We start from the raw sequence: 12,505 nt of genomic DNA on the forward strand, positions 1-12,505 counted from the left end.
GCGCCGGGCCCGCGGCGAATCGGGCGCGGCTGTCCGGGGGCGGGGGACCCCGGGTGGCGGAACGCGGGGCGCTCCCCGCGCGGAGCGGGCGGCGGTCCCGCGCGCCGGTGGCCCGCCGGGCCGGACGGCGCCCCCGGCATCCGTGGCCCGGGCGTGCCCGTCCGGTCCGGGCACCGCGCGCGGCCCCGCACGGTCGGGGGCCGTGCGGGGCCGCGGGGCGTACGGCGTGACCGTACGGGCCCGCCGGGTGCGGCGGGCGGCCGGTGGACTCGCGGAGACGCCTTACGAGTTCGGGCTGTCCGGCGGGGTCTGCGGGCCCAGGCCCCAGCTCACCGGGTGGCCCTCCGTGGCCGCCGGGTCGACCTCCCCGGTGCGGGCGAAGGCCGCCCACTCGCCCCGCAGCACGCGGCCGAACTCGTCCACGTCGGACCACGGGACGTCGCCGAGCATCGGCGCGTCCCGCCACGCCGCCTCGTCGCCGAGCAGCAGCGGCAACTCCAGGCAGTGGACCGCGCCGAACGGTGAGCCCGCCGGCTCCCAGTCGAGGCGGTAGGTGGTGACCCGGGCGCCCGCGGAGGTGGCCCAGGCGCCGAACTCCGCGATCGGGGCGGCGAAGGTGGGGCCCTCGGCGGCGCGGGCGTCGGCGCGGGTCAGGCCGAAGGCGGTCAGCTCCTCGCGGGTCCAGCCGATGAGCAGGTCGATGCCGTCGAGGCCGGTGGCGGGCGGGGTGGCGGGGACCGGGTCGGCGCCGACGACCGGGGAGAACGGCGGGGTGACCCGGCTGCCGGTGCGCTCCACGGCGTGTGCGGCGGCGGCCGCGCGGGCGGTGAGCAGCGCGTCGGCCGGGGCGGTGAACGGGTCGCCGCCCAGCGCCGCGAGGAAGGCCGCGCCGTCCGCGTCGGCCTCGGCGAGGTCGGTCTGGGCGGGGCCGAGGACCGGGCTCTGGAGGATGGCGCGGCGCAGCAGCCGCGGGGTGTCCGGGTGGCGCAGCAGCAGGGCCAGGGAGATCGCCCCGGCGGACTGTCCCGCGACGGTGACCTGCGCCGGGTCGCCGCCGTGCCGGGCGATGTTCTCGGCCACCCAGCGCAGTGCGGCCAGTTGGTCGAGGAGACCGAGGTTGCCGGGGGTGACATCCGGGTGGCGGAGGAAACCGAGCGGGCCGAGGCGGTAGTTGACGGAGACGACGACGAGATCGCCCTCGGCGCTCAGCCGGGCGCCGTCGTACCAGTCGAGCAGGCCGGAGCCGCTGGAGAAGCCGCCGCCGTGCAGGAAGACGAGGACGGGCCGGTGCGCGGCGGGCGCCGCCGGGGCGGTGATGCTCAGGTGCAGGCAGTCCTCGTCCTGCGGCAGGCTCCGGGAGGGTCCCATCACGGCTTCGAGCCGGGACGGCGGCTGCGGGCACATCGCGCCGGCCACCGGGACGTCGGCGCCCGCGGGGACGGGGACCGGCGGCCGGAAGCGGGCGGCGGTGGCGTAGCGGAGCGGTCCGGTGCGGCGGACCGGCACGCTCCCCCGGTCGGTGGGGACGTCGACGACATGTCCCGGTGCGCTGTTCACAGGCGGGTCTCCTTCGGTACGGGGCGGGGCGGGCGGCGGTACGGCCCGGTGGCCGCCGCCCGGTACAACGTACGGATCCCGGCGGCCGGTCCGTCCGGGGAGGCGGAACGGGCACGGCCGCCGGGAGACTGCGGGGCGGCGGGGGCCGACGCGGCAGGCGGTTCCGGGCGGCGGGCGCGGGCGGTCCGCACGCGGGGGGCCGCGCTCAGAGCGGCGGCAGCCCCAGGAACCGCCGGGCGTTGCCGCCGAGGATCGCCGCGCGCTCGGTCTCGTCCAGGAAGCCGGAGCGGTGGACGACGGCGCCGACCGGCCGCTCGCCCAGCGGGTACGGGTAGTCGCTGCCGACCATCACCTGGCTCGCGCCGAGGGTGTCGACGAGGGTGCGCAGTGCGGTGGGTTCGAAGACGACCGAGTCGACGGAGAAGCGGTCGGTGTAGTGGGAGGGCGGCAGCGCGGAGGTGGCGACGGCGTCGGAGCGGCGGTGCCAGGCGTTCTCCAGGCGGCCCAGCCAGAACGCGAACGAGCCGCCGCCGTGCGCGAAGCAGATCCGCAGGGTGTCGGGGACCCGGTCGAAGACGCCGCCGAGGACGAGGGCGAGCACCGACAGATGGGTTTCGGCGGGCATCCCGGTCAGCCACTGGGCCATCCACCGGTCCAGCCGCGGGGAGGCCGGCATGTCCCAGGGGTGGACGAAGACGGGGGCGCCGCGGTCGGCGCAGTGCTGGAGGAAGGTGACGATGCCCTCGTCGTCGAGGTCGCGGTCGCCGACGTGGTTGCCGATCTCCACGCCGTGGTGGCCGTTGGCGAGGCAGCGGTCGAGTTCGCGGCAGGCGGCGTCCGGGTCCTGCAGCGGCACCTGCGCGAACGGCAGCAGCCGTCCGGGGGCGGGGGCGCAGATCTCCAGGGCGAGGTCGTTGAAGATCTGTGCGACCTTGACCGCCTGGTCGGCGGGGCGGGCGTAGTTGAAGAAGACCGGTGTGGGCGACACGACCTGGGCGTCGATGCCGTCGGCCGCCATGTCGGCGAGGCGGGTGCCGGCGTCCCAGCAGTCGGCGCCGATCCGGCGGAACTCCCGGGAGCCGACCATGATCATGGCTTCGCGTTCGGAGGTGACGCGCAGCCAGGGCCAGTCGGCCGCGGGCCCGGCGGCGCTCGCCAGATCGGGCCAGCCCAGCGGCACGTAGTGGGTGTGGACATCGATGCGGGAGGCTTCCACGAGGGGGGCCGGGGTGGGTCTGTTCACGGTGCGGTTCCGCTCTTGCCGGGGTGCAGGGTGCCGCAGGCGCGGCAGGTTCGGGCCCGGACGTCGCCGTGGAAGGCGGCGAAGACCGGGGGGAGGTCGCGGACGATGTCGCGGACCTGGAGTTCCACGTCGTGGACGAGGGTGTGGCAGCCGGGGCAGTACCACTGGAAGCGCTCCAGGGTGCCCTCATCCCGGACGCGTTCGACGACCAGGCCGACGGAGCCCGCCTCGGGCCGCTGCGGGGAATGCGGGACGCCGCCGGGCAGCAGGAACATCTCACCCTCGCGGACATCGATCCGCCGGGGCCGTCCGTCGACCATGACGTTGACGTGCATGGCGCCCTTGACCTGGTAGAACCACTCCTCGTACGGCTCCAGGTGGTAGTCGGTGCGGGCGTTGGGGCCGCCGACGACCTGGACGATGAAGTCGCTGGTGCCGTCCCAGATCTGCCGGTTGTTCACGGGCGGCTTGAGGTCGTCGGCGTGGTCGCGTACCCACTGGGCGAAGTTGATGACCGGAGGCAGGTCCATCGTGCTCCTCGGGTTGGCGGTACGGAGGGGGCGGGCGGGCTGCTCAGGGGGCGGGCCGGTGGGCGATGCCCTGGATCTCGATGAGCAGATGCGGATGGGGCAGTTGGTGGACGGCGACGGTGGTGCGGGTGGGTCCGCGCTCGTCGAAGTGTTCGGCCCAGACGGCGTTGTAGCCCGCGAAGTCGTTCATGTTCACCAAGTAGGCGGTGACCTGGACGAGATCGTCCAGGGTGGCTCCGGCGGCGGCCAGCACCTCGCGGACGTTGGCGAGGACCGCGCGGGTCTGCTCCCGGATGTCGAGGGTGGTGGCGCCCATGTCGTCGGCTTCGGCACCGGCGATGGTGTTGTCCGGCCTGCGGCTGCTGGTCCCGGAGAAGAACACCAGGTCACCGGCGGTTTTCACATGCGGGAACCGACCGCGCGGGGTGGCCTTCCCGGGGACGACGATGCCGTCATTGCTCATGAAGGGTTCCTGATCGTTACGGCGGGCCCGGCCGGCTCGTCACCGGCAGCGCCCGCCACCGTGAAGGCGGCGCGGCCGAGTCCGGTGACGGTGGCCTCGATGTGGCTGCCCGGGGTGAGGGCGGCAGCGGGCGTGGCGGCGCCGGCCAGCAGGACGTCCCCGGCGCGCAGCGGGTGGCCGAGCTCCCGGGCGCGGCGCAGCGCGGCGTGGACGGCGCGCAGCGGGTGGCCGAGGATCGCGGCGGTGGAGCCGGTCTCGGCGGTGCGTCCGTCGATCTCCAGCCGGACGCCGCGGTTGGCGAGGTCCCCGGCGCCGGCGAGCGCGGTCCAGGGCCCGAGGACGTATCCGGCGGCGGAGGTGTTGTCGGCGACGACGTCCTCCAGGGTGAAGCGGAAGTCGCGGTACCGGCTGTCGATGATCTCCAGCGCCGGGGCGACGGCGTCGATGGCCGTCTCCGGGTCGACGGTGTCCCCGGGCCGCACGTCGGCCGCGAGCCGGAAGGCGACCTCGGGTTCGACGCGCGGATGGACGTAGTCGTCCAGGGAGATGCGGGCGCCGTCGGGCAGCCGCATGGCGTCGGTGAGGCGGCCGAAGATGACGTCGAAGACGCCCATCTGCGCCGCCTTGGTGCGGCTGGTGAAGCCGAGCTTGACGCCGCTGGGCCGCTCACCGCGGGCGGTACGCCGTTCGATCAGCAGCCGCTGGACCTCGTACGCCGCGTCGAGCCCGAGTGGCGCGGCGGCGGTGAGCTGGGCGACCGGGGCGGCGCCGGTGGCCGCGGCGTCCAGCACCGCGGCGGCCTCGGCGAGGTCCCACGTCGCTTCGGTGGCAGGGGGGTTCATACCGGATCTTCTTCCTTCTGGGCGGCAGGGGCGGTCAGGGTGTGCCGCTCTCGGCGGCCGGGGCGTCCCCCCGTACGAAGTCCGCGTGGACCTCCCCGAGCCCGTCCAGCCGGGCGCGGAACACGCCCGGCCCGGTGACCGGCACCATCGGGCCGAGCGCCCCGGAGAGGACGAGGTCGCCGGCGCGCAGCGGGTCGCCGCGGCGGGCCGCCTCGCGGGCGAGCCAGGCGACGGCGGCCACCGGGGTGCCCAGGCAGGCGGCGCCGGAGCCGGTCGAGAGGGTTTCGCCGCGGTGGTCGAGGGCCATGCCGAGGCCCGGCAGGTCGACCGCGGCGAGCGGACGCGGGGTGGTGCCGAGGACGACGGCACCGCTGGAGGCGTTGTCGGCGACGGTGTCGGTGATCCGGATGTCCCAGCCGGCGATCCGCGAGTCGGCGATCTCCAGCGCGGGCAGCAGGAAGTCGGTCGCCGCGATCACCTCCGCCGCCGTCACCGACGGCCCGTCCAGGTCCTTCCCGAGGACGAACGCGACCTCCGCCTCGATCCGCGGCTGGAGGAAACGTCCCAGGTCGAGCGGTTCCCGGTCGGTGTGGACCATCGAGTCGAGGAGCACCCCGTAGTCCGGTGCGTAGACCCCGAACTGCCGCTGGACGGCCGGGGAGGTCAGCCCGATCTTGTGGCCGGCCCGCCGCGCCCCGTCCGCGAGCCGCCCGTCGAGCACCGCCCGCTGCACCGCGTACGCCGCGTCCTGGTCCCACCCGCCGATCAGCTTCCGTACGGGGGCGCAGGGCACCCCGCTCGCGGCGGCCTGCCGCAGCCGCGCGGCGGCCTCCGCGATCTGGGCCTCCGTGGCGCGTGCAGCCATCAGCTCACTGCAGAAGACACTCTGTTGGGGATGTCCACCGCTCACAGCTGCACGCACACGTTCGTCGGCTCGGTGTAGAAGTGGAGGGAGTGGGTCCCGCCCTCGCGTCCGATGCCGGAGAGGCCGGTGCCGCCGAACGGCGAGCGCAGATCGCGCAGGTACCAGGTGTTGACCCAGGCCATCCCGGTCCGCATCCGCTGCGCGACGCGGTGGCCGCGCTCCAGGTCCCGGGTCCAGACGCAGGACGCCAGCCCGTACGGTGTGTCGTTCGCCAGCCGGACGGCCTCCTCCTCGGTGTCGAACGGGATGAGCCCGGCGACCGGGCCGAAGATCTCCTCCCGCATGGTGCGGGCGGTGTGTTCAAGCCCCGTCCACAGCGTCGGTTCGATCCACGCACCGCCGTCCAGATCCGCGCCCATCTCGGGGACGCCGCCGCCCGCCAGCACCTCGGCGCCCTCGCTGCGGGCGAGTTCGAGGTAGCCGAGGACCTTCTTGCGGTGCGCCTGCGAGATCAGCGGTCCGGTGGTGGTCGCCGGGTCCTCGGGGCGGCCGGGGCGCAGCTCACGGGCGCGCTGCGCGAGACCCGCGGCGATCTCGTCGAAGAGCGGCCGCTGCACGTAGACGCGCTCGGTGCACAGGCAGACCTGCCCGGTGTTGGTGAACACCGACCGGGCCAGCCCGTCCACCGTCCGCGCCACATCCGCGTCGTCGAAGACCAGCGCGGCGTTCTTGCCGCCCAGTTCGAACGAGACGGGCCGCACGCCGGGCGCCGCCGCCCGCATGATCGCCGTGCCGGTGGCGGACTCGCCGGTGAACGTCACCCCGTCCACGTCCGGGTGGCCGGCGAGGAAGGCGCCCGCGGAGTCCGGGCCGAAACCGTGCACGACATTGCAGACGCCGTCCGGCAGCCCGGCCTCCTTGAGGATCTCCGCCAGCAGCGTCGCGGAGGAGGGCGTCAGCTCCGACGGCTTCACGACCACGGCGTTACCGCAGGCCAGGGCCGGTGCGAGCTTCCAGGTGAGGAGGAGCAGCGGGAGGTTCCACGGCACGATGACGGCGACCACGCCGAGCGGTCGGCGCACCGCGTAGTTCAGCGCCGTGCGTCCGCCGGGCAGTTCGGTGAGGAAGGAGTCGAGGCCCGCGGCGGCGATGGTGTCGGCGAACGACCGGAAATTCGCGGCGGCGCGGGCCACGTCCAGGTCCCGGGCCATCGCCAGGGGCTTGCCGGTGTCGGCGACCTCGGCGGCGACCAGTTCGTCGGCGCGCCGGTCGATGACGTCGGCGATCCGCCGCATCAGCTCGGCGCGCTGGGGGACGGTGGTGTCGCCCCAGGGGCCGGTGAGGGCGCGGCGGGCGGCTCGGACGGCGACGTCGACGAGGACCTCGTCCGCCTCGTGCACCCTGCCGACGAGTGCGCCGTCCACCGGGCTGAACCGGTCGAAGGAGCGCACGCCGTCCACGAGGGCGCCGTCCACGAAATTGCGGATCTCCCGCACGGGGAGCGAAGTGCTGCGGCTCATGACGCCGAGGCTAGGGAGAGCCAGCCATGCCTGAATAATGCTCTTTGCGTTCCCCGCGATGCCTCTACGGGCATACCGTGACCCCATGGAGAGCGAGAGGCTGCTCGACGGCCGTCTGAAACTGCGCCACCTCACCCTCGTCACCGCCATCGCCGACCAGGGCAGCGTCATCCGTGCCGCCCAGGAACTGCACATCACCCAGCCCGTCGTCACCCGCGCCCTGCACGAGCTGGAGACGATCCTCGGGGTCCCGCTGTTCGAACGGCATCACCGCGGGGTGACGCCGACGCTGTACGGCGAGTCGTTCGTCGGCCACGCCCGCGCGGTCCTGGCCCAGCTGCGGCAGGCCGGCGCGGAGCTGGGCCACCTCGCCGCCGGCCATCTCGGCTCGGTCACCGTCGGCGTCCATCTCGCCGGGTCCAACCTGCTGCTGCCGCGGGCGATGGCGGCGCTGAAGCGGGCGCATCCGGCGGTCACCGTCGTCGTCCGCGAGGCCACCCCGGACACGCTGCGCGCCGGGGTCCTCTCCGGGGAGATCGACCTGATCGTCGGCCGCCTCTCGGGGCAGCCGCCGCGCCGCCTCACCCAGGAGCAGCTGTACCGCGAGCCGGTCCGCCTCACCGCCCGCACCGACCACCCCGTGCACCAGCTGCGCCATCCGTCCCTCGCCGAGCTGCGCCGCTACCCGTGGGTTCTCCCCGTCGACCGGACCGCGCTCCGCGCCGAGCTGGAGGAGCTGTTCACCCATGCCGACCTGGAACTCCCCGACGACCGCGTCGAGTGCACCTCCATGCCCACCCTGCGGCACTTCCTCCTCGCCACCGACGCCCTCGCCGTCCTCCCCCTCCTCCTCGCCACCCAGGACCCGGACCTCCGCCTGATCGACACCCCCCTGAAATCCATCAGCCAGGCCGTCGGCCTCACCCGGCCCGCGGACCGGCCGCTGTCCCCCGCGGCGGACACGCTGCGGACATATCTGCGGCAGGAGGCGCGGGGGCTGGCACGGCTGGTGGAGTGAGCGACGCTCGCGGGGGCGGGGCCGGGCGGGACGGCTCGCCGGGCGGGCTCCCTCGCGGCCCTGCTCGGCTGCGGCCCGGCCCGGCCCTCACCCGTACGCCGCCGGAGCGGGCCGACTGTCAGTGGCCCGCCCTACGATCCGTGCATGGCGATTCAGCGGATGGACAACGTCGGCATCGTCGTCGACGACATGGAGGCCGCCAAGGCGTTCTTCATCGAACTCGGCCTGGAGCTGGAGGGCACGGCCCCGATCGAGGGCCCCTGGGTGGACCGCATCCTCGGCCTCCCCGATGTCCGCACCGACATCGCGATGCTGCGCACCCCGGACGGCCACTCCCGCCTCGAACTGACCACCTTCCACAACCCGCCGCCCCTCACCCCCGTCCCGTCGCCCCCTCCGCCCCACACCCTGGGCTTCTGCCGCCTGATGTTCGCGGTCGACGACATCAAGGACACGGTGGCCCGCCTGCACACCCATGACGGTGAACTCCTCGGTGAGATCACCCAGTTCGAGGAGGCGTATCTGCTGTGCTATCTGCGGGGCCCCGGAGGCGTGATCATCGCGCTGGCGGAGGCGCTGGGGTGAGGCCCGGGGGCCGTCCGGGACAGTGCGAGTCAGGCCGCCGGGCGACCTGACTCACGGCCTCGGGTCAGCCCGTACGCGTGCCGCGGTAGCCCACCGGGCCCTCACCGGGGAACTGAGCGGTGCCCTGGAAGTTGCTGCCACCGTCGAAGAACGTCACCGAGCCCTTCCCTGCGTCACCGCTCCAGGTGACCGTGGTTCCCGTCGCGGGAGCGCCGCTCTCGGGGACGACCTGGTTGCGGTTGACGATGCTGAGCTTGAGCGGCGCATCCGGCTGCCAGCCGCCGCCCCCCGTTGAGATCTCCGTGTTGTACGTGGCCATGAGCTCCTCCTGGCTCCGTGGACGATCGGGCGTCTGCCACGCCCCCTCACCATGACGTTCACCGCCCTCCAACCCCCGTAACCTCAGGGCGATTGATTGCCATGGCAAACCACACCCCGGAGGGATTCGCACCACACACCCGAAGAGGCAGGCTGACGAACGTCTCACCTCGCGCATCCATCAAATTCCGAACGCAAAGCTCCATCAGCCCAGGAAGGGTGCTCCTGCCACAGGCACATGACCCGAACGCCACACCCCGGCAGCCCGCCGCAGCCTCAGCCGTCCGCCCCCGTCCCTCGCCGCCCATCAAGCCGCTCCCGCACGAAATCCCGCACAAAACCGGGCAGTTCAGCAACCTCCAGCAACGGCGGCAACAGCTCCGCCTCCGTCGTCACCGCGCGGAACGTGTATGCCACGCTCACCCCGTGCGCGGGCCGGTCCACCACCGCCACCGGATCACCGGCCCGGATCTCCCCAGGCGTGATCACCCGCAGATACGCCCCCGGCAACCCGGCCCGCGTGAACCGCCGGTTCCAGCCCGGCAGCCCCATCCATCCCCGGAACGTCCCGCACGGAATCCGCGGACACGACACCTCCAGCACCACCTCCGCCCCGACCCGCCACCGCTCCCCGATCACGGCACCGTTGACGTCGACCCCGGCGGTGGTGAGGTTCTCCCCGAACACCCCGTTGGCCAGCGTCCGGTCCAGCTCCCGCTGCCAGCCGTCCAGATCCTCCCGCGCATACGCGTACACGGCCTGCTCGGCGCCCCCGTGGTTCCCCACGTCGTACACCCGGTCCCCGGCCAGTCCGACCTCCCCCGTCCCCTCCGAAACGGGCGCGGCCACCGCCACCACCCCCACCACCGGCCGCTTGTCGATGCCCGTCCAGCCGCCCGCCTCCCGCCTGCTCTTCCACGGATTGGGGCGGGGCCTGCCGACGTTGACGGAGAGCAGCTTCATGGGGCCGACGGTAGGGCGGGGCCCCGGCGCGAACCAGCGAATTCCCAGGACCCCGCCCCGCCGCTCACCGCGGCGCGGTGGACGTCACGGACCCGGCGTGAGGTCGCCGGAGCGCCCGGCCGCGATACGGGACCACTGGGGGATGGGGCGGCCGTCGCTCCGCAGGCCCATGTGGCCGGCGAGTGTTCCCTGGGCACCCGGCCACCCGGAGGGTGGGTCCTCCCACGGCTCCTGGCGTCCGTACGCGGTGAGGTCCATGAGCGCGTAGCTGTAGTCCATCGCCTCCACCCCGCGCAGCGTCGTCCAGTACGTCTCGTGGACGCGGTTGCCGTCGCGCAGGTAGCAGACCAGGTGCATCATGCCGACGCGGCGTCCCACCAGGAGTGCGTCCTGCGAAGGGAGGGCCGAGTACCACGGCACGTCCCAGCCCATGAAGTCCCGGTAGCGGCGGCTCTGCTCGTACGGGCCCTGGCAGAAGACCGCGTAGGTGATGTCGCGGGAGTGCAGGTAGGAGAGCTCCTGCACCTGGGTGGCCACCCAGGTGCAGCCCTCGCACTGCCCTGCCGCGTCGTGGCCGTCATGCCACATGAAGTAGTAGGCGATGAGCTGCCGGCGCCCTTCGAACGCGTCGAGCAGGGTGACCGGCCCGTCGGGACCGGTCAGTTCCAGGTCGGCGGCCACCTCCACCATGGGCAGCCGGCGCCGGGCTGCGGCGATCGCGTCGCCCTCCCGGGTGTGCGCCTTCTCGCGGACCCGCAGCTTCTCCAGTTCGGCCTGGAAGGCGGCCCGGTCGGCCACCGGCGGCAGCGCCGGAGCGCGGTCGGGGTTCGCTGCCCTGCTGTCTCGTCCGGTCATGATGACCTTCCCCTCGTCGTGGGCCTCCGGCCGGCTTCGGTCAGCCGGAGGCTCCTCGGGTGTGCGGGCCGGGACGCTCCGCCATCTCCTTGACCCGCAGCAGGCGGGTCTCCCAGGAGCGGCCGATCCGGTCCAGTTCCCCGGCCAGCGCACCGAGCCGGGCGCCGACGGCCAGGTGGACGACCTCGCGCCCGCGCTGCTCGGACTCGACCAGACCCACCTCGCGCAGCACCTCCAGGTGCTTGCCGATCGCCTGACGGCTTATCGGCAGCACTCTGGCCAGCGCGGACGCCGACATGGGGCCCTCGCCGAGGCGGGTGAGAATCTCCCAACGCGTCGGGTCGCCGAGCGCGGCGCATATGGCGGGGAGGGCGGCGGTCACCGGCGCGCCCCCGGGGCCGACGCGGGCTTCTCGGCGAACGCCTTCGCGGCCGCCAGCTCGGTGAGCCACCCCTTGTCGTTGCCCTCGCGCTCCTTCAGCCAGGCGGCCGGGTCGTCGGCGAGGCCGGAGAACCCGCTCTCGACGACGCGCAGCGTCACCCCGCCGCCGTCCCGCTCGTCGATCCAGAACTCGACGAGGGTCGAGGCCGTCGACGCGTCTCGGAACGGGGTGCCGATCCAGCGGAACGCCGCGTAGCGCGGCTTGTCCAGCTGCACCGTCCGGAACCGGAACTCGCCCAGCGCGGGGTGGCACACGACGGTCACGTCGCCTTCGTGGCGCAGGTCCGAGGTGTCCTCGACGGCACCGTCGTTGATGTACCAGCCAGGGCGCGCGACCAGCTCCCAGACCCGCTCCGCCGGGGCGTCGATGTCGATCTGCCGGGCGATCCGGTCCAGCTCGGCAAGCTCGGCGTCAGTGGTGCCGGCCGTGTCAGCGATCTCGTCCATGACGTCCTCCTCAGAGATGCCTCCCCCGGATCTATCTGCAACTCAACGATTGCACACCAGGATCCCACCTGCAACCTGTCAGTTGCGGCAATATCGCGCCGCCGAGCCGCCGAGCCGCGCCCTACGCCGCCCCCCGGCTCACCGCGATCCGGTGCACCTCTCGCAGCGACTCAGCGAGGCGGGCGACCGCGTACCGCAGCTGCTCGGACGTGGTCCGCCGCTCGGCCGCCAGCCGATCGACGTGCTCCAGCAGGTCAACGGCCATCTCCAGCTGTACGGTCTCCATCTCGTCGGCCAGCTGCGCGACGAACCCGGCACCGTCCCCGACCAGGTAACAGGGCTTGCCCCCGTCCCCCGTCCACGGCAGCAGCCGCGGCGCCCCCGCCTTGCCCCTCACGCCGTCACCCGCCGGGCCCGCGCCACACCCACCCCGAAGCCACGCCCGAGCGGGGCGTACACCAGCACCCGCCTGCCCGCACCGTGCAGCCTCGGATCGGCCGCCAGCTTCCGCTCGTACGCCACGAGCTCCGGCGTCAGCCCCTCGCCGGGCGCCAGGCGACGGGACCGCGGCGGCTGGATCGGCCGGATCAGGAACGCCGCGGGATCGACCGCCCCCACCCCGCCGCCCGCCCGGCGCCACCCCTTCGGCGGCCACCACATCACGACGGCGAGCGGCATCAAGGGGGCGAGCGGTGCCCACGGCAGTACGCGCTCGTACACCTGGACAAGGGTTTCCAACACGTCATCAACTCCTGATCGTTGAGGGCCACGCCACCGGGCCTCACCGTACGGCCGCGCGGCCGCGGAGCCCCCGAAAGCGTTCCACTGAGTAGCGATTCCCTCACAGAGTGAGACCGC

Annotated in this window: 16 protein-coding genes; 2 read left to right on the plus strand and 14 right to left on the minus strand. The window is 73.8% G+C overall.

Annotation, left to right across the window (positions count from 1 at the left end):
• Positions 1 to 282: 282 nt before the first annotated feature.
• The 7 genes from ACF1BH_RS25000 to ACF1BH_RS25030 form a co-directional block, all read right to left on the minus strand.
• Positions 283 to 1,557 (minus strand): carboxylesterase family protein, encoded by a 1,275-nt coding sequence (locus ACF1BH_RS25000; RefSeq protein WP_391645786.1) that lies wholly within the window; start codon positions 1,555 to 1,557, stop codon positions 283 to 285.
• Between the two features lie 205 nt (positions 1,558 to 1,762).
• Entirely contained in the window at positions 1,763 to 2,800 is a 1,038-nt protein-coding gene (locus ACF1BH_RS25005) for an amidohydrolase family protein (protein WP_391645788.1), read from the minus strand.
• Entirely contained in the window at positions 2,797 to 3,330 is a 534-nt protein-coding gene (locus ACF1BH_RS25010; RefSeq protein ID WP_391645790.1) for a 3-hydroxyanthranilate 3,4-dioxygenase, read from the minus strand. The genes ACF1BH_RS25005 and ACF1BH_RS25010 overlap by 4 nt, the downstream gene beginning before the upstream one ends.
• Positions 3,331 to 3,373: 43 nt before the next feature.
• Positions 3,374 to 3,793, minus strand: a complete 420-nt coding sequence (locus ACF1BH_RS25015; RefSeq protein WP_391645792.1) for a RidA family protein — start codon at positions 3,791 to 3,793, stop codon at positions 3,374 to 3,376.
• On the minus strand, positions 3,790 to 4,635 hold the full coding sequence (locus tag ACF1BH_RS25020; protein ID WP_391645794.1) for a 2-keto-4-pentenoate hydratase: 846 nt from the start codon (positions 4,633 to 4,635) through the stop codon (positions 3,790 to 3,792). The genes ACF1BH_RS25015 and ACF1BH_RS25020 overlap by 4 nt, the downstream gene beginning before the upstream one ends.
• A gap of 34 nt (positions 4,636 to 4,669) precedes the next feature.
• The gene (locus ACF1BH_RS25025) at positions 4,670 to 5,500 is read right to left on the minus strand and encodes a 2-keto-4-pentenoate hydratase (RefSeq protein WP_391645796.1); all 831 of its coding nucleotides are present in this window, start codon (positions 5,498 to 5,500) and stop codon (positions 4,670 to 4,672) included.
• A gap of 41 nt (positions 5,501 to 5,541) precedes the next feature.
• Positions 5,542 to 7,020: a 2-hydroxymuconic semialdehyde dehydrogenase gene (locus ACF1BH_RS25030; protein ID WP_391645798.1), complete on the minus strand. Its 1,479-nt coding sequence runs from the start codon at positions 7,018 to 7,020 to the stop codon at positions 5,542 to 5,544.
• 85 nt (positions 7,021 to 7,105) lie between these two features.
• Between ACF1BH_RS25030 and ACF1BH_RS25035 the strand changes: the two genes are divergently transcribed.
• Together ACF1BH_RS25035 and ACF1BH_RS25040 are read left to right on the plus strand one after the other, a co-directional pair.
• Positions 7,106 to 8,038 (plus strand): LysR substrate-binding domain-containing protein, encoded by a 933-nt coding sequence (locus tag ACF1BH_RS25035; RefSeq protein ID WP_391645800.1) that lies wholly within the window; start codon positions 7,106 to 7,108, stop codon positions 8,036 to 8,038.
• A 144-nt stretch (positions 8,039 to 8,182) separates the two neighbouring features.
• On the plus strand, positions 8,183 to 8,623 hold the full coding sequence (locus ACF1BH_RS25040; RefSeq protein WP_391645802.1) for a VOC family protein: 441 nt from the start codon (positions 8,183 to 8,185) through the stop codon (positions 8,621 to 8,623).
• 64 nt (positions 8,624 to 8,687) lie between these two features.
• On the opposite strand, the gene ACF1BH_RS25045 is transcribed toward ACF1BH_RS25040, so the two are convergent.
• The 7 genes from ACF1BH_RS25045 to ACF1BH_RS25075 all read right to left on the minus strand — a co-directional run bounded on the left by ACF1BH_RS25045 (position 8,688) and on the right by ACF1BH_RS25075 (position 12,388).
• On the minus strand, positions 8,688 to 8,942 hold the full coding sequence (locus ACF1BH_RS25045; RefSeq protein ID WP_391645804.1) for a hypothetical protein: 255 nt from the start codon (positions 8,940 to 8,942) through the stop codon (positions 8,688 to 8,690).
• 275 nt (positions 8,943 to 9,217) lie between these two features.
• Positions 9,218 to 9,904 (minus strand): MOSC domain-containing protein, encoded by a 687-nt coding sequence (locus tag ACF1BH_RS25050; RefSeq protein WP_391645806.1) that lies wholly within the window; start codon positions 9,902 to 9,904, stop codon positions 9,218 to 9,220.
• An 84-nt stretch (positions 9,905 to 9,988) separates the two neighbouring features.
• Positions 9,989 to 10,759: a DUF899 family protein gene (locus ACF1BH_RS25055; protein ID WP_391645808.1), complete on the minus strand. Its 771-nt coding sequence runs from the start codon at positions 10,757 to 10,759 to the stop codon at positions 9,989 to 9,991.
• 40 nt (positions 10,760 to 10,799) lie between these two features.
• A complete protein-coding gene (locus tag ACF1BH_RS25060; RefSeq protein ID WP_391645810.1) occupies positions 10,800 to 11,141 on the minus strand; it encodes an ArsR/SmtB family transcription factor in 342 nt (113 codons plus the stop codon).
• Positions 11,138 to 11,647 (minus strand): ATPase, encoded by a 510-nt coding sequence (locus ACF1BH_RS25065; RefSeq protein WP_391645812.1) that lies wholly within the window; start codon positions 11,645 to 11,647, stop codon positions 11,138 to 11,140. The genes ACF1BH_RS25060 and ACF1BH_RS25065 overlap by 4 nt, the downstream gene beginning before the upstream one ends.
• A gap of 121 nt (positions 11,648 to 11,768) precedes the next feature.
• Positions 11,769 to 12,044 carry a hypothetical protein gene (locus ACF1BH_RS25070; protein ID WP_391645814.1) on the minus strand — a complete coding sequence of 92 codons (276 nt, stop codon included), beginning with the start codon at positions 12,042 to 12,044 and terminating at the stop codon, positions 11,769 to 11,771.
• On the minus strand, positions 12,041 to 12,388 hold the full coding sequence (locus ACF1BH_RS25075) for a hypothetical protein (protein ID WP_391645816.1): 348 nt from the start codon (positions 12,386 to 12,388) through the stop codon (positions 12,041 to 12,043). Before ACF1BH_RS25075 ends, ACF1BH_RS25070 begins: the two co-directional genes overlap by 4 nt.
• Positions 12,389 to 12,505 lie beyond the last annotated feature (117 nt).

Origin of the sequence: Streptomyces sp. NPDC014733 (genome assembly GCF_043083385.1) — a bacterium.
In the GTDB taxonomy this organism is placed as follows: Bacteria; Actinomycetota; Actinomycetes; order Streptomycetales; family Streptomycetaceae; genus Streptomyces.